The sequence below is a fragment of the Mycobacterium sp. genome (assembly GCF_049608025.1).
Taxonomy (GTDB): domain Bacteria; phylum Actinomycetota; class Actinomycetes; order Mycobacteriales; family Mycobacteriaceae; genus Mycobacterium.
This window is the reverse complement of record NZ_JBMYXC010000069.1, coordinates 1-15,127: the sequence shown is the minus strand read 5'-3', so window position 1 is coordinate 15,127 and position 15,127 is coordinate 1. Positions and strand designations below refer to the sequence as shown.

Genomic DNA, 15,127 nt, shown 5'->3' with positions numbered 1-15,127 from the left:
CCATGCATGCCTCCTCGTTGGTGTGTACGACCGTCGTGACCAGAAAATTGGCAGGGCCAGAAACGACGAACGCCCCGACACAGACAGGTCGGGGCGCAGATGCAAGCCTCGTCCTCCTGCGTGGGCCGTCCGGCAATCCGGACCTTCAACCGATTTCTCGGTGACCGACGGTCTTCGGTAGAACCGGGTCAGACTAGCGCGCTGCGGCCCGATCAGCCAAAACGCGCCTCCCCCCGTTCCCCGCGAGCGCGCGTGTTTGCGCCGCGGCACGCCGCCAAGGCTGTCATTTCGTGCGCGCTCGCGGCCGACGACAGCGCTCTACAGCACGCGGTCCCGCACCAGGGCCGCCGCACCGATCAGGCCGGCGTCTCCGCCGAGTTCGGCGGAGACCACCCGCAGATCCCGGATGAAGTCCAGACCCGCATAGGTGCTCAATGCCTCACGCAACGGATCGAAGAGCACCGCGCCCGCCCTGGCGACACCTCCGCCGACGACGACGAGGTCCAGATCGCAGACCGCTGCTACCGACGCGATCGTCGCCGCCACGGCTCCCGCACCGCGCCGAAACGCACGCACACCGACAGGGTCGCCACCGGCAGCGGCCTCGGCGAGGGCCTTCGCGTCGGCATCGGTGGGTGGCTGCCATCCGTGGGCGCACGCCCACTGCGCAAGATGCGGACCTGAGGCAACGGTTTCCACGCAGCCACGGCCTCCACATGTGCACGGCAGACCGTCGGGTTCGACCACGACGTGCCCGACGTGCCCGGCGTTGCCGGTACGCCCGTGATAGGGCATGCCATCGAGCACCAAACCGCCACCGATGCCGGTCGACACCACCATCCCGAGCATGAATTGCGCGCCGCGCCCGGCCCCGCACCACCACTCGCCCAGCGCCATGCACAGCCCGTCCCCGCCGAGACGCACCGGCACGCCGGTCACCCCCGCGACGCGCTGCACGATCGGGAAACCCTGCCAGGAAGTGATGTTGATAGGGCTGACCGTTCCTCCTGGGATGTCGACCGGCCCGGCCGACGCGACGCCCACCGCCACCTCCCTCCCGTCAGCCTCCGAGAGCATCTCGGCGAGCAAGGATTCGACGGCCGCCCACACCGCCACGGCATTCCCCTCCGGCGTCGGCCGCTGGCGACGGTGAACCAGGGTTCCGGCACGGTCGACCAGACCGGCGGCGATCTTCGTGCCCCCCACGTCGAGCGCCAGAATGAGGTCGGCCATCACACACTTCTCTTCATCGCGCACGCACTCATCAGTGCCGGTGAGTGTTGTCGGGCTGCCGGGGATCTCCGGGGTGCTCATATCCCGGGGCGAGCACCACGACTTCGGCGCATCGCGCGTCCAACCAACGACGGTACTCACGTCGTCGGGCGGCTGCCAGCAGATGCGCGGCGATGGCCGACGCCGCCTCGGCGAGGGAGGTATCGCCGCGCGCGTGGTGCCATTCCCCGCGCACAGTCGAACATGTAGCGAACTGCAACGGATTGCGGCAGTGGTAGTCCCGCACTTGTTCGGCACTGATCCGCACCGAACCGGTGACCCGCGCGAACACCGCACGGGCAGCGGGATCGGACAAGGTGGACGCCGCGACGCTGCCGATCTCGAGCCGGGCGACATTGTCAGGCAGCAGTTCCCGTTCGGACGGCGCGCCGTCGTCGGGCTCGCGAAGCGCCCCGGCTTCAGCAGCCACCACCCGCTCGGCCACGAGCACCTGGGTGATCCAGCGGCGCAGCTGTCGGGACTCGCTGGTCCCCGATCTCGGCAAGGCGTGAACTGAAACCCGTTCGCGCAGGTCGCGTTCGCATGCGTCAACGTCCTCAACGGTTACCGTCTCGTTCCCGACTACGGCCGCCACATCAACGTTCATGCCGCACCCGCACCGCGACCGCCGGCGAATACACCAGAGCCCCCGCGCACGCGACCCGGATCAACGCCCACCACCGGCCCGGCTCCGTCCATGCCGGCGGCGCGACGTCGAACTCCAGCTCGACAGTTCCCCGCGCCGGCACGACACCTCCGATGATGTTTGGGCCCAACCACTCCCAAGTTCCCCATGGCGAGATCACATGAGCTTCCACCGCGAGGTCGGCGTGCGCGTCGGTGCCGACGGTCACGCTCATCCGCGAGGTTTCACCCGCGACGAGGTCGACGGACCTCGGCTCGGCGACCATCCGCAGAATCTCATCGTCGTGAACCCCGACCGAGATCACGCAGACATCCTCAACAGTCTGGTGCCATGACGCAGGAATGGCGCCGCCCGTCGCCGCCAACTCGGCCCGCACCGGATACAGGCCGGGTGGCGCACCATCGGGCACAGTCACCTCGAGGCTGGACTCCAGATAGCCGCCGGGTGGCAGCACGAAGGGCAGTTCAGCCATTCCGAGATCCCACCCCGACGGAGCCACCAAACGCACCCTTCCGTGCAATGCGGCGTCGGTCGCGTCGCTGACCGCCGTCAGCCTGAGCGGGACCACCGCACCGTCCGCGGCATCGAGCCGGTGCGGATGCAGGTGCGCGACGGCCGGCAGCCCGCCGAGGGGGGCGGGTCCGCGGTTGTGCAGCCAGTATCTCGCGTACACCGGCTGAGCGGGTTCAGCGTCGGGAGCCAGTGTGACCTGGTCGGCCCCGAGAACCCTGGGGAGGTTGAGTTGCGTTCGCAGCGTGGCGATCTCATAGCCGTGTAGCAGCACGGCGTCGGCTTCGTCACCGAGCGGCTGTTCGATCAGGTCGAGACGCGTCGGAGAGGAGATGTTTCGCAGCCCAGACTGTACGGTCACCTCAGCGTGCCGGCCCAGCGTCTCGACGAGCCGAACGACGATGCCATCGACCGGGTTGATGTGGCGAGCGCTGCCACCGGCCGTCGGGTTGCCCTGAGCCTTGAGTGCACCGATGCGTGCGACGCGTTCCGGTTCGACCTGCAACAGCGATCCCGACCCGGGAAGCCCGCCGGCAGTCGGGTCGTGGCTGGCGATGACGGGCTCCAGCGGTTGGTTGAATTCTGCGCTACGGGAGGGCATGTCGATATCTCGCCAATCGCCTTCACCCGATGTCACGGCGTAGTCGAAGGTGTGAGTCCAATGCTGCTGCTGGAAGTTCGATCCGTCGGGAGCGGTGCGCCTGGGCGGGTCGATCCAGGTACCCGACGGCCATCCGGTACAGGATCGCAGCAGCGACGCATGCAGGGTGCCGTCGGTGTCGACGGCGAAGCCGGGCACCCCGCGGTTGATCAGCGCGATGGTTCGCGAGTCGAAGTGCTCCAGCCCTACCGGCGCGTCCTGGTCCACGACGATCTCCGCGTCGGCAAGGTCCTCGATCAGTGTGGCGACTGCGGCGGCCGGGTCCCCGACGGCGCCCACGACCAGGACCGGAAGCGCGCCCGGGTCACGCAGATCGGCGCCGGGCAGCCAGATATCGCGAAGCGGCCTGGCCGCCGCGATCCATTCCCGTTGCGACCCAGCTTCAGAGCCGAGAACCATTGCGGTAAAAGCATTTTCAGCTTTTCCGCCGATGGTGATTCGCACGTCCGGGAGATTGGAATCAACGGCGAGATCGCCGTAGCGAGGCCCGTCGGCGCTGGTGCAAGTTGCGGTGACCCCGGCACGGGCGAGTGCGCTCATCAGCTCGCGAATCAGCGTGTCGGTCACGGCATCGGTCCGGGCCGGGCTCACAACTTCGGCAACCGAGACGGCCCGCACCTCGCCGCCACGAAAACGCATCCGCACCGCGGAGGACAGCCCGAACCAGCCGTAGGCGGGGTTGTCCAGTGTGTACGGGAAGACCGCAGTGTCCACTGACTCTGTCGATCCAGGTTCGTGCAGCAGGCCGAACCCCCTACCGATCACGGCGTTTCCCACCTCGCTGACCGGCATTCCCCCCGACACCGGGCACGGCCAGCGCAGCCGCAGTAGGCGGTCCGCCCCGGTGAACTCGTCGATGGTGGTCCGGCAGTCGAGACGATCCACCCCACGCCACAACGTGAGGGTCTGCGTGTAGCGCAGCAGTCCGGGAATCTCACCGCTGACGATGAGACGTTCGCCCAACGCGCTGCGATACCCGAGCACCGACGTCGCCGGCAACTGCGACGAGCTGGTGACCGGCCCCCTGGGCAGCAGATGCCACGGCCCCTCCCCCGCGGTGGGATGCGCGGAGTACTCGTCGTAGACGGCCAACTCATTGCCCACCCGACCGGGGGTGATCAGTTCGCATCCCGCTGCGATCAGCGAGCTCACCCCGCCGCCTCGTGCCTCGTCGACCCGAAGGCGGTAGTGATCGTTGGCGATTTCGGGGAAGCTCCCGGCTGCGAACGGCTCCCAATCATCGGCGCGGACGCCGGGCACAATCCGATAGGAATTCCACCCCAGTGACGGCACATCGCGGGCCAGCCAGGTGACCGAGTGTCCCCCGTGTTCCGAGAGCGCGGGGACGTGGTGGCCGGCGCCGTCGATGACATGCCCCGACAGCGGTTCGTCCAAATGTAGCGTGACGACGTCGGAGCGACTGTGCGCCAGCGGGTTCCACACCACTACCGGGGCGTCGATCGCGGTGGAGATCAACGCGAGCGCGCAGTCCCGCGCCTCACTCCCCAGCTGCCATGCCTCCCGCCAGCCGGTGAGCAGGTCGAGGTAGACCTGGTCGGATTCTGATCCGGTGATCGCGTCATGGTGGGCGCCGTAGGCCAATTGCACCCAAGCCTTGGCCAGGGCCGCCTCGGGATAGGTGGCGCCGGTGAGCAACCCGGCAAATACTGCGAACACCTCCGCGTGCAGGACCGCGTTCTCGGCGGCGCGGTTGGCCTGTTTGGTGTCGATGTAGGACACGTCCTTGCCCGTGTAGATCGGGTTCATGTCGCGAGTCTGAGGCGACACCGTCGTCCCCCGCTCGTCCAGTTCGTCGCGCACCGCGGCGAAGAACTCGCGGGGCAGGGCACACACAAAGCGCGGCCACGTGTAGCGGGAGTTCCAGTCGCGGTGGATGTCGGTGACCCATTTGTTGGGCGGGGTGTAGTCGGTACCGACGGGCAGCAAGACATTTCGGGTCAGCGCGACCTTCTTCATCCTGATGAACAGCTCGTAGGTGGCTGCCTCGGCCTCCGAGAGCGAAGCCGACGAGTCCATCCACCACCCGGCCGCGTAGTGCGCGGGCATGTAGTGGGTCAACAGACCCCGCCCGGACGGTGCCATCCATTCGAACTCGCTCGCGAACTGCATGCGCTCTGGGTCACCGTCGCGTCCGTTCTCGGACGCCATGGGTCCCCATTGGTGGTGTGGACCACGCGCCCACGAACTCGACGTCAGGCCCGCATCCGCCGCCATTCCAGGGAATTGGGGGTCGTGACCGAACACATCGAGCTGCCATGCCGTTTCGGGGTCGGCGCCCATTACCTCCCGTTGGAAGCCGATGCCGTGCACAAAATTCCGGATGGTGGTCTCGGGACTGGTGAGGTTGGTATTGGGCTCGTTGTAGGTGCCGCCCATGATCTCCACGCGCCCCTGCGTGATCATCCTGCGCAGATCTGCGCGGTCCTCAGGGTGGGTGTCCCAGAACGGTTTGAGGTAGTCGACCTCGGCAAGCACGAACTTGTACTCCGGCTCGCGCCTGGCCATCTCGAGGTGGGCGCTGACCAGTTCGAAGCCGTTGGTCTGTCGGCATTGCCCGGGCGGGTCCTCGGTCCATTCGCTGGTATAGGCCGCCTGGGTGTTCCACCACACCGGGTCGTAGTGGAAGTGGCTGACCATGAACATCGTCCAGCCGGGCTCGGCAACGATGAAGTCGAAGTCGACGGCGCTCTCGGTGGCGACCGCACGTGCCCGCCGTCGCTGTCCGGCAACGGGGTCGGCGACACGGATCGCGACCTCGGCGAGGGCACCGCCGGGTTCCGCCGTCACGTCAGCGACGGTCTGCAATCCCGGCCCTTCGACGCGCAGCAGTGTCGGGATCGAACAGCCGCGGTAGGACACCCGGACGATCTGGAGCGGTTCTTCGAGCGGTCCGGTGAACAGCTCGGTGGACTCCGCCGCGAGCACCTCGATGGGCATTGCTCGAGACTACCGAGCCACACCCGCGATCCCGGCAGCTCAAGCGCTGTTCGGCGAGTGGCGCCTCCCGGCCCACCTGCTGGCGGATGTGACCGGATCCACAGGTTTTTTCACCCAACCGCAGACTTTGAGAGACTGCAGCTATGAGCACTACCCGCAAGTCACAGCACCGCGAGGGCGCCAAGCTGGACCGGGTGCCCCTACCGGTCGAGGCAGTACGCATCGGCGTGACGGGATGGCAGGTCACCCGCACCGGTGCCCGCGTCGCCACCAAGCTCGTCGGGCGCGGCTCCCTGCAACAGAAGATCGTCCGACAGATCCCGCGGACCTTCGCTGATCTGGGCCCGACCTACGTCAAATTCGGCCAGATCATCGCTTCCAGCCCGGGCGCATTCGGCGAGCCGATGTCTCAGGAGTTCCGCGGCCTGCTCGACCAGGTGCCGCCCGCAGATTCCGACGCCGTGCACCAACTGTTCCGCGAGGAGCTCGGCGACGAGCCGGCGAACCTGTTCAAGTCGTTCGACGAAAAGCCCTTCGCCTCGGCGTCGATCGCGCAGGTGCACTACGCCACGCTGCACTCTGGCGAGGAGGTCGTGGTGAAGATCCAGCGGCCGGGGATCCGCCGCCGGGTGGCCGCCGACCTGCAGATCCTCAAGCGGGGCGCCTGGCTGGTCGAGCGGGCCAAGCTCGGCCAGCGACTGTCGGCCCAGGACGTGGTCGCCGACTTCGCCGACAACCTCGCCGAGGAACTGGATTTTCGGTTGGAGGCCCAGTCGATGGACGCGTGGGTGGCCCACATGCACGCGTCTCCGCTGGGCAAGAACATCCGGGTACCTCAGGTTTATTGGAATCTGACCAGTGCTCGGGTGCTGACGATGGAGCGCGTCACCGGTATCCGCATCGACGACGACGCCGCGATCCGCAAGAAGGGCTTCGACGGCACCGAGCTGGTCAAGGCGCTGCTGTTCAGCCTCTTCGAGGGCGGCTTGCGCCACGGCCTGTTCCATGGCGATCTGCATGCGGGCAATCTCTACGTCGACGACGACGGCAAGATCGTGTTCTTCGACTTCGGGATCATGGGCCGCATCGACCCGCGCACCCGATGGCTACTGCGCGAGCTGGTGCATGCGCTACTGGTGAAGAAGGACCACGCGACCGCAGGCAAGATCGTCGTGATGATGGGCGCGGTCGGCACCGTCAAGCCCGAGGCGCAGGCCGCCAAAGACCTGGAGAAGTTCGCCACACCGCTGACCATGACGTCGCTCGGCGACCTGAGCTACGCCGAGATCGGCAGGCAACTCTCGACGCTGGCCGATGCCTACGACGTCAAGCTGCCCCGCGAGCTGGTCCTCATCGGGAAACAGTTCCTCTATGTCGAGCGCTATATGAAGCTGCTGGCCCCGCGCTGGCAGATGATGAGCGATCCGGAGCTCACCGGCTATTTCGCCAACTTCATGGTCGAGATCAGCCGCGAACATTCCGCCACCGACGGGGTCGAGGGCGGAGCGTGATCGTTCGCACTGGTACGGCCAGGTCCGGCCCTCCGCACAACCCGGTTGACATCCACTACGAGGACATGGGCGACCCGGCCGACCCCGCGGTCCTGCTGATCATGGGTCTGGGTGCCCAACTGTTGTTGTGGCGCACCGGGTTCTGCGAACAACTCATCAACCAGGGCCTGCGCGTCATCCGCTTCGACAACCGCGACGTCGGGCTGTCCACAAAATTGCCCGGCCAGCATTCGGGCGCGCCCCTGCTACCCCGGATGGCGAGGTCCTTCATCGGCAGGCCCAGTCCGGCCGCCTACACCTTGGAGGACATGGCCGACGACGCCGCCGCGCTGCTCGATCATCTTGAGATCGACCGGGCACACGTCGTCGGCGGCTCGATGGGCGGCATGATCGCGCAGGTCTTTGCCGCACGGCACCGGGTACGCACCAATGCCCTGGGCGTGATCTTTTCCAGTAACAACCAACCGGTGCTGCCGCCGCCGGGGCCACGCCAGCTTGCAGCCATCCTGCAGCGTCCCGCGGACACCACGCGCGAGGCTATCGTCGAGAACGCCATTCGGGTCCACAAGATCATCGGCAGCCCCGGCTACCCGGCGCCCGAGGACCGCGTCCGTGCCGACGCAATCGAGGGGTATGACCGTTCCTACTACCCGGCCGGGGTTGCCCGGCATTTCGCGGCGATCCTGGGCAGCGGCAGCCTCCTGCGCTACAACCGGCAGATCACCGTGCCTACCGTGGTCATCCACGGCAAGGCCGACAAGCTGATGAGGCCGATCGGTGGACGCGCGGTCGCCCGGGCGATCAAGGGTGCGCGGCTGGTGCTCTTCGACGGCATGGGCCACGAGCTTCCCGAACCGCTGTGGCCCGATATCGTCGGCGAACTGAAGACAACATTCGCAGCCGCGTCCTGACACGCGCGACCTTTCCGGCCCACACCGCACTACGCGTACGTCCAACCAGTTCACGCCGGAAAAGTAGCGGCGCACCAGACCTGGATTGGCTCGCCGGGCGGCCCAACAGCTATTCTCAACCCGTCAAGCGTGTGTTTGCAGAAAGTCGGGCCGCGCGTTCAGTACGGTCTCAAGATCGTCGGCATGAGAACAAGGAAGACATGTCTGATCAATCCACCGGCACGAAGGAACTGAAGCCTCACTTCGAGGATATCCAGGCTCATTACGACCTGTCAGACGACTTCTTCGGCGTGTTCCAGGATCCGACGCGCAAGTACAGTTGCGCGTATTTCACCGGCCCCAACGTCACGTTGTCCGAGGCGCAGATCGCCAACGTCGACCAGCACCTGGATCGACTGGATCTCCGGCCCGGGATGACGCTGCTCGAGGTCGGTTGCGGCTGGGGTCTGACACTGCAGCGCGCCATGGAGAAGTACGACGTCAACGTCATCGGCCTGACCCTGAGCAAGAACCAGCAGGCCTACTGCAGCCAATTGCTGGACAAGGTCGATTCCGAACGCACCTTCGATGTTCGCTTGGAGGGCTGGGAGCAGTTCCACAGCCCGGTCGACCGGATCGTGTCGATCGAGGCGTTCGAGCACTTCGGCAAGGACCGCTGGGACGACTTCTTCAAGACCTGCTACGAGATCCTGCCGGAAGACGGGCGGATGACCGTCCAGAGCAGCGTGGGCTATCACCCCTACGATCTCGCCGCGCGGGGCAAGAAGCTGACCTTCGAGCTCGCCCGGTTCGCGAAGTTCATGATCACCGAAATCTTCCCGGGGGGTCGCGTACCGACCACCCAGATGATGGTGGAGCACGGCCAAAAGGCCGGCTTTGTGGTGCCGGAGACGACGTCGCTGCGCAACCACTACATCAAGACGCTGGGCATCTGGTCGAGCCGATTGGAAGCAGCTAAGGAAGAAGCGATCGCGGCCACCGACGAGGAGAACTACAACCGGTACATGAAGTACCTGACCGGCTGCCAGTACTACTTCATCGACGAGTCCATCGACGTCAGCCTGGTCACCTACCTGAAGCAGGGTATCGCCGCCTGAGGACGCAGGACCGAGCCCGCCGCCACCCATTGCCGGATCGCCACCGCACTACGTGAAACCCGAGAAAATAGGCAATCAGCGGCTGAGAAACTATTTGCTGGCTAAATCGACTGGTTTGCCTGAAATCGCCCAATAGCGCCACCATCAGCAATGTACGGATGCTGAAACTGCAGGGAAGCCAGCGCATGGGGCATTATCGCGAGCGATAATCACAGATCACTACACCAATTCTTGTGTCGAGTGTAATGTTGCTGTGGGAGTGCTTCTCGGCCACCACATCGGAGTTAAATGGGGGATACGGCACCGATCTCTGGCCGTTTCGCCGAGCCATCGTTTCGTGGGGGGCGGTGGCGTCAGCCCGGCCCGATGTTTGCGGTGACCGAGGAGCGCTCCCAAAGACCTCGACTCCCAAAGACCTCGAAACTCCCAAAGACCTCGAAACGCGAGGAACCCCGCACCCTTCAGGCGCGGGGTTCTCTGCTATCCGGGCGCCTACGCCTCCGAACCCAATGGTCGGCTCCGGCTGGCGCCTACGCCTCCGAACCCAATGGTCGGCTCCGGCTGGCGCCTACGCCTCCGCGAAATTCTTGGTGAGCGATGGGTCCACCTGAATACCCGGTCCGGTGGTGGTGGAGACGACGATCTTCTTGAGATAACGCCCCTTCGAGGAGGAGGGCTTGACGCGCAGAATCTCGTCGAGCGCCGCACCGTAGTTCTCGGCCAGCGACTTCTCGTCGAACGACGCCTTGCCGATCACGAAATGCAGGTTAGCCTGCTTGTCGACCCGGAAGTTGATCTTGCCGCCCTTGATGTCGGATACGGCTTTGGCCACATCGGGGGTGACGGTGCCGGTCTTTGGATTGGGCATCAGACCACGCGGTCCGAGGATGCGCGCAATGCGACCGACCTTGGCCATCTGGTCCGGGGTGGCGATCGCAGCGTCGAAATCCAGGAACCCGCCCTGAATCTTCTCGATCAGGTCATCGCTGCCCACGATGTCTGCGCCCGCGGCTTCGGCGGCTTCGGCCTTGTCTCCGACGGCGAACACCGCGACCCGAGCGGTCTTGCCGGTCCCGTGCGGCAGATTGACCGTGCCGCGCACCATCTGGTCAGCCTTACGCGGATCGACACCGAGCCGGATCGCGACCTCCACGGTAGCGTCCTGCTTCTTCGACGAAGTCTCCTTGGCCAGCTTCGCGGCCTCGAGGGGCGTGTACAACCGAGCGCTCTCGATCTTCTCGGATGCTTCGCGGTATGCCTTGCTGTTCTTGCTCATGTACGTCTCCTGATCAGAGTTGTGGTTGGCGGGCCGCAGCTGGCCCTCCCACTGGTTGTTGCGTTGAGACTGCGCCGACGACTGCCCTTACCAGGACTTCGTCACCCTCAACGCAGACTCGATGCCGGACTTATTCGACGGTGATACCCATCGACCGAGCGGTGCCGGCGATGATCTTGGCCGCCGCATCGATGTCGTTGGCGTTGAGGTCTTCCTTCTTGGTCTCGGCAATCTCGCGCACCTGACCCCAGGTAACTTTGGCGACCTTGGTCGTGTGGGGCGTGCCGGAACCCTTTGCCACGCCAGCCGCCTTGAGCAGCAACTTTGCAGCCGGCGGGGTCTTCAGTGCGAAGGTGAAGGTGCGGTCCTCGTAGACGGTGATCTCCACGGGGATGACGTTTCCGCGCTGCGACTCGGTTGCAGCGTTGTACGCCTTGCAGAACTCCATGATGTTGACGCCGTGCTGGCCGAGCGCGGGACCGACCGGCGGGGCGGGGTTAGCCTGCCCGGCCTGGATCTGCAGCTTGATCAGCCCGACGGCCTTCTTCTTCTTCGGGGCCATTGGGTGTTCCTTTCTCGGGTTCTCTGCAACTTCGGCGTGCTTATCGTCGCTGACCGACGACGAGCACGCCGAAATCGCAGTTAGATCTTGGCGACCTGGGTAAAGGTCAGTTCGACAGGTGTCTCGCGGCCGAAGATGGACACCAGCACCTTGAGTTTCTGCTGTTCGGCATTGACCTCGCTGATCGACGCCGGCAGCGTCGCGAACGGGCCGTCCATGACGGTGACCGATTCGCCGACCTCGAAGTCGACCAGAATTTCCGGAGTTTCGAATCCGCTGGCCTCGGCGGCAGATGCGGTCGATGCCGCCTTTCCGGGCTTCTTCGCCGCGGCGGGTGGCAGCAGGAACTTCACGACGTCGTCGAGCGACAGCGGCGACGGTCGCGATGTCGCGCCGACGAAGCCCGTGACGCCAGGGGTGTTACGCACCGCACCCCAGGACTCGTCGTTGAGTTCCATGCGAACCAGGATGTAACCGGGCAGCACCTTGCGATTGACCTGCTTACGCTGGCCGTTCTTGATTTCGGTGACCTCTTCGGTCGGAACTTCGACCTGAAAGATGTAGTCACCGACGTCCAGGTTCTGCACGCGGGTCTCGAGGTTGGCCTTCACCTTGTTCTCGTAGCCGGCGTAGGAGTGGATGACGTACCACTCCCCCGGCTGCAGCCGCAGCTCTTTCTTCAGCGCGACGGCCGGGTCCTCGTCCTCATCGGCACCCACAGCAGCGTCAACCGGGCTGCCGGCCTCGTCGACCTCGATGGTGTCGACGGTGTCACCCGAAGGCGTTTCGCCGTCGAAGCTAGTCACGTGTAGTCCTCTCTGAATTTCACTGTCAGCGCTCGCCCACCCACCGGGATCAGCCGAACACCATCATCACGAGCTTGCCCACACCGAGGTCGGTGAACCCGATCAACGTCACCATGAACACCAGAAAAAGCAGCACGACGGTGGTGTAGGTGACCATCTGCTTGCGGTTCGGCCAGATGACCTTTCGCAGTTCGGCGATGACTTCCTGCAGGTAGTTCCAGACGAACATGAACGGGTTACGCGATGGCCCGTCCTTGCGCTTCTTGGCGGGCTTCCTCCGTTTCGCCGCCTTCTTGGACCCGCCGTCCTTCTCGTTGCCGTCGCCCTCGCCGCCCGAGCTCTCGATATCGGTCGAGGGCTCTGGCTCCACGCCGGTGGTCACGGCGTCGACCTCAGCCACCGCACCGCGCCGCGAACGCTTGCCCGTAGGCCGCAGCGGTCGTGCCACGCGCCCCGACTGGCCACCGCCGTCAGTGTGGGCGCCAGTGTCTGCGGGGTCGGCACCTTCGCGCTCGTCGCTCACCGCATGCCTTTCTCTGTCTGATCGGGTGTCTGGATGTGGGTTCACCTTCCAGTGTCCACGTTTGTCGAGTATTCAGTTGCAGGGGCGACAGGACTTGAACCTGCAACCTGCGGTTTTGGAGACCGCTGCTCTGCCAGTTGAGCTACGCCCCTTCATAGCGGGTCAGGGGCCACACAACACGCGCGCCACCCGATCGGTCGATCTAGGCCGACGGACAGCGCGCTGGACTGGGAAAACCCCGAGGTCCGAGTGTAGCGTGCACCCGGGTGGAGTTACTAATCCCACGATCCACCCGTTGCCGGCGGACGGTCACCCGTCGATGGACTTTCGGACCACCTGGCCCGTCTCCGCATCCCACCTCACCGATATCGAGTTGTCGCCCTCGTGGCCCATCAGCGTCGTGTAGGACTCCATCACGACCTCGCCGTCGGGCCTTGCCACCACGTTGCGGGTGGTGACGATATCGGCGCCGAAGCGCTCGTCCACCGTCTCGATGTACATGGTGCCGGTCAGCGTGTCACCGTCCTTGATCGCTTGGTGGAAGAAGAATTTCTGGTCCACCTGCACGATCTGCATCGTTTCCATGCCGACATCGACGTTTTGGAAGAAGTGCGTCTGGATCATCACCGCGAAGATCGACATGAAGGTCAGCGGCGCGACGATCCCGCTGTGCCCGAGCTCGGCAGCGGCATCCTCGTCGAGACTCGCGGGATCCTCAGCCTTGACCGACTTCGCGTATTGGCGAATCTGTTCACGCCCGACCACGAACGTGTCGGGGTACTTCCAGATCATCCCGCGGATATCTATTTTCAGAGCCATGTCACACCCACCTATGCCAGCTTGGCGTGGGCGACGGCGCGCCCGAAGATCTTCTTGCCGCCCGACGTCGCGCTGATGGCGATCACCACCGACTTCGCCTCTGGATCGACGGACTTGATGCGGCCGCTGAAGACGATTTCCGCACCTTTGCCGTCGTTGGGCACCGGCACCACCGCGGTGAACCGCACGTTGTATTCGGTGACCGCGCCCGGGTCACCGACCCAGGAGGTGACGTATCCGCCACCCAGCCCCATGGTCAGCATGCCGTGGGCGATCGCGGTGTCCAGGCCGACCTGCTTGGCGATCTCGTCATCCCAATGTATCGGGTTGAGGTCGCCGGACACCCCGGCATAGTTCACCAGATCTCCCCTGGTCAGAGGGATGGTTTTTGCTGGCAGCTCGTCGCCGACTTTGACTGAACTGAACTCACGCAGTGCCATTGCTGAAGCCACTCTCCCCGTCTTCTTCGCTACGCCCCGCAAGGGTGGTGTAGGTCTCCTGGACAACATCGCCGCTCTCGTTACTGATGATGTTCTTGGTGACGATGACATCGGTGCCGTGTGCCTTACGAATCGAATCAATCCACACGTCGCAGTACAGCTTGTCGCCGGCCTTGACGGGCTTGAGGAACTTCAGCACCTGGTCGACTTGGACGATCTTCTTGTCGGTGAGGGTGACGTCGGCGGCGGCGAACATCGCCGTCTGCGCCTGGTAACCGAACACCGAGATGAACGTCAGGGGTGCCAGCAGGGCCTCATGACCGAGCCCGGCGGCATCCGCCTCCTCGAAGAAGGCGGGGTCGTTGTTCTTGACCGCGACGGCGTATTCGCGGATCTTCTCGCGGCCGACGACATAGTGGTCGGGAAAGCGAAAATGCGACCCGACGAGACTATCGAGGAACGACACGAGTAGTGAACCTACCTACCTTGCAGGCCTCAGTAACCGCGAATCGGCGAGGGACCTGGATCGGGTCGCTTAGCGCGATTCCTTGTGGGCCTGGTGCTTGCCGCAGTTAGGGCAGAATTTCTTGATCTCGAGCCGGTCGGGATCGTTTCGACGGTTCTTCTTCGTGATGTAGTTGCGGTGCTTGCACACCTCGCACGCCAAAGTGATCTTCGGCCGCACATCTGTACTGGACGCCACGTCAGGTGCCTCTTTCTCAGTTCTCGAACACTCGGTTCCTGCAAACCTGTGCTTCTTGTCCTACTTGTAGCGGTGGGGGGGCTCGATCCCCCGACCTCACGATTATGAGTCGTGCGCTCTAACCAGCTGAGCTACACCGCCCCGGATGACACAGGCGGCTTGCTTCACAACTGAAGCTTCTGCTGTCGCTCCGCTCGCGCCGGTGTCTGCCGAGCCCCCTAACGGAATCGAACCGTTGACCTTTTCCTTACCATGGAAACGCTCTACCGACTGAGCTAAGGGGGCCTACTGCCATGCACGGCTCTCCGCCGAGCGATGAGCCCTAAAGAGGGTACATTCTCACCGTTTGCGGCGCCAAACCGCTGGTCATTGCGAAACTGAGGTGATGGGAGCGGCTGCCCAATTGTCCGGTCGGCCAGCTGTTCGAACCCT

The 15,127-nt window shown here is 64.7% G+C and carries 14 protein-coding genes and 3 tRNA genes; 3 read left to right on the top strand and 14 right to left on the bottom strand.

Annotated features, from left to right (window positions below; translation table 11 throughout):
• Nucleotides 1-318: 318 nt before the first annotated feature.
• From ACPGXI_RS16375 to ACPGXI_RS16365, 3 genes are read right to left on the bottom strand one after another with little or no spacing between them, the layout of a single operon-like run.
• A complete protein-coding gene (locus ACPGXI_RS16375; protein WP_526654787.1) occupies nt 319-1,233 on the bottom strand; it encodes an ROK family protein in 915 nt (304 codons plus the stop codon).
• Between the two features lie 31 nt (nt 1,234-1,264).
• On the bottom strand, nt 1,265-1,879 hold the full coding sequence (locus ACPGXI_RS16370) for a DUF7158 domain-containing protein (RefSeq protein WP_526654781.1): 615 nt from the start codon (nt 1,877-1,879) through the stop codon (nt 1,265-1,267).
• The gene (locus tag ACPGXI_RS16365) at nt 1,869-6,041 is read right to left on the bottom strand and encodes a glycoside hydrolase family 38 N-terminal domain-containing protein (RefSeq protein WP_526654785.1); all 4,173 of its coding nucleotides are present in this window, start codon (nt 6,039-6,041) and stop codon (nt 1,869-1,871) included. The genes ACPGXI_RS16370 and ACPGXI_RS16365 overlap by 11 nt, the downstream gene beginning before the upstream one ends.
• A 149-nt stretch (nt 6,042-6,190) precedes the next feature.
• Between ACPGXI_RS16365 and ACPGXI_RS16360 the strand changes: the two genes are divergently transcribed.
• The 3 genes from ACPGXI_RS16360 (at nt 6,191) to ACPGXI_RS16350 (ending at nt 9,566) form a co-directional block, all read left to right on the top strand.
• Nucleotides 6,191-7,558 (top strand): ABC1 kinase family protein, encoded by a 1,368-nt coding sequence (locus ACPGXI_RS16360; RefSeq protein ID WP_526654779.1) that lies wholly within the window; start codon nt 6,191-6,193, stop codon nt 7,556-7,558.
• On the top strand, nt 7,555-8,469 hold the full coding sequence (locus tag ACPGXI_RS16355) for an alpha/beta fold hydrolase (RefSeq protein ID WP_526654777.1): 915 nt from the start codon (nt 7,555-7,557) through the stop codon (nt 8,467-8,469). The genes ACPGXI_RS16360 and ACPGXI_RS16355 overlap by 4 nt, the downstream gene beginning before the upstream one ends.
• 200 nt (nt 8,470-8,669) lie before the next feature.
• Nucleotides 8,670-9,566 (top strand): cyclopropane mycolic acid synthase family methyltransferase, encoded by an 897-nt coding sequence (locus ACPGXI_RS16350; RefSeq protein ID WP_526654775.1) that lies wholly within the window; start codon nt 8,670-8,672, stop codon nt 9,564-9,566.
• Between the two features lie 568 nt (nt 9,567-10,134).
• Here the strand turns inward: ACPGXI_RS16350 and rplA are convergent.
• From rplA to ACPGXI_RS16295, 11 genes are all read right to left on the bottom strand, one after another.
• The gene (gene rplA / locus ACPGXI_RS16345; protein ID WP_526654773.1) at nt 10,135-10,842 is read right to left on the bottom strand and encodes a 50S ribosomal protein L1; all 708 of its coding nucleotides are present in this window, start codon (nt 10,840-10,842) and stop codon (nt 10,135-10,137) included.
• Nucleotides 10,843-10,972: 130 nt separating this feature from the next.
• Nucleotides 10,973-11,404 (bottom strand): 50S ribosomal protein L11, encoded by a 432-nt coding sequence (gene rplK, locus ACPGXI_RS16340; protein ID WP_526654771.1) that lies wholly within the window; start codon nt 11,402-11,404, stop codon nt 10,973-10,975.
• Nucleotides 11,405-11,484: 80 nt separating this feature from the next.
• On the bottom strand, nt 11,485-12,210 hold the full coding sequence (nusG, locus tag ACPGXI_RS16335) for a transcription termination/antitermination protein NusG (protein WP_526654769.1): 726 nt from the start codon (nt 12,208-12,210) through the stop codon (nt 11,485-11,487).
• Nucleotides 12,211-12,259: 49 nt separating this feature from the next.
• A complete protein-coding gene (gene secE, locus ACPGXI_RS16330; RefSeq protein WP_526654767.1) occupies nt 12,260-12,733 on the bottom strand; it encodes a preprotein translocase subunit SecE in 474 nt (157 codons plus the stop codon).
• A 79-nt stretch (nt 12,734-12,812) separates the two neighbouring features.
• Nucleotides 12,813-12,885: transfer RNA gene (locus ACPGXI_RS16325), tRNA-Trp, on the bottom strand.
• Between the two features lie 157 nt (nt 12,886-13,042).
• Nucleotides 13,043-13,552 (bottom strand): (3R)-hydroxyacyl-ACP dehydratase subunit HadC, encoded by a 510-nt coding sequence (hadC, locus tag ACPGXI_RS16320; protein ID WP_526654765.1) that lies wholly within the window; start codon nt 13,550-13,552, stop codon nt 13,043-13,045.
• 11 nt (nt 13,553-13,563) lie between these two features.
• Nucleotides 13,564-13,992 carry a (3R)-hydroxyacyl-ACP dehydratase subunit HadB gene (hadB, locus tag ACPGXI_RS16315; protein ID WP_526654783.1) on the bottom strand — a complete coding sequence of 143 codons (429 nt, stop codon included), beginning with the start codon at nt 13,990-13,992 and terminating at the stop codon, nt 13,564-13,566.
• The gene (hadA, locus tag ACPGXI_RS16310) at nt 13,979-14,458 is read right to left on the bottom strand and encodes a (3R)-hydroxyacyl-ACP dehydratase subunit HadA (RefSeq protein ID WP_526654763.1); all 480 of its coding nucleotides are present in this window, start codon (nt 14,456-14,458) and stop codon (nt 13,979-13,981) included. Before hadA ends, hadB begins: the two co-directional genes overlap by 14 nt.
• Before the next feature lie 69 nt (nt 14,459-14,527).
• Complete coding sequence (rpmG, locus tag ACPGXI_RS16305; RefSeq protein WP_003929651.1) at nt 14,528-14,695, bottom strand: 50S ribosomal protein L33; 168 nt, start codon at nt 14,693-14,695, stop codon at nt 14,528-14,530.
• 67 nt (nt 14,696-14,762) lie between these two features.
• Nucleotides 14,763-14,836 (bottom strand) — tRNA-Met (locus tag ACPGXI_RS16300).
• Between the two features lie 71 nt (nt 14,837-14,907).
• Nucleotides 14,908-14,980: transfer RNA gene (locus tag ACPGXI_RS16295), tRNA-Thr, on the bottom strand.
• Nucleotides 14,981-15,127 lie beyond the last annotated feature (147 nt).

What these genes read in the sequence shown, in the direction of transcription:
- ACPGXI_RS16370 (WP_526654781.1), bottom strand. Translation starts at nt 1,879, where the DNA reads ATGAACGTTGATGTGGCGGCCGTAGTCGGGAACGAGACGGTAACCGTT.
- ACPGXI_RS16375 (WP_526654787.1), bottom strand. Translation starts at nt 1,233, where the DNA reads ATGGCCGACCTCATTCTGGCGCTCGACGTGGGGGGCACGAAGATCGCC.
- ACPGXI_RS16360 (WP_526654779.1), top strand. Translation starts at nt 6,191, where the DNA reads ATGAGCACTACCCGCAAGTCACAGCACCGCGAGGGCGCCAAGCTGGAC.
- rplA (WP_526654773.1), bottom strand. Translation starts at nt 10,842, where the DNA reads ATGAGCAAGAACAGCAAGGCATACCGCGAAGCATCCGAGAAGATCGAG.
- hadB (WP_526654783.1), bottom strand. Translation starts at nt 13,992, where the DNA reads ATGGCACTGCGTGAGTTCAGTTCAGTCAAAGTCGGCGACGAGCTGCCA.
- rplK (WP_526654771.1), bottom strand. Translation starts at nt 11,404, where the DNA reads ATGGCCCCGAAGAAGAAGAAGGCCGTCGGGCTGATCAAGCTGCAGATC.
- ACPGXI_RS16350 (WP_526654775.1), top strand. Translation starts at nt 8,670, where the DNA reads ATGTCTGATCAATCCACCGGCACGAAGGAACTGAAGCCTCACTTCGAG.
- hadC (WP_526654765.1), bottom strand. Translation starts at nt 13,552, where the DNA reads ATGGCTCTGAAAATAGATATCCGCGGGATGATCTGGAAGTACCCCGAC.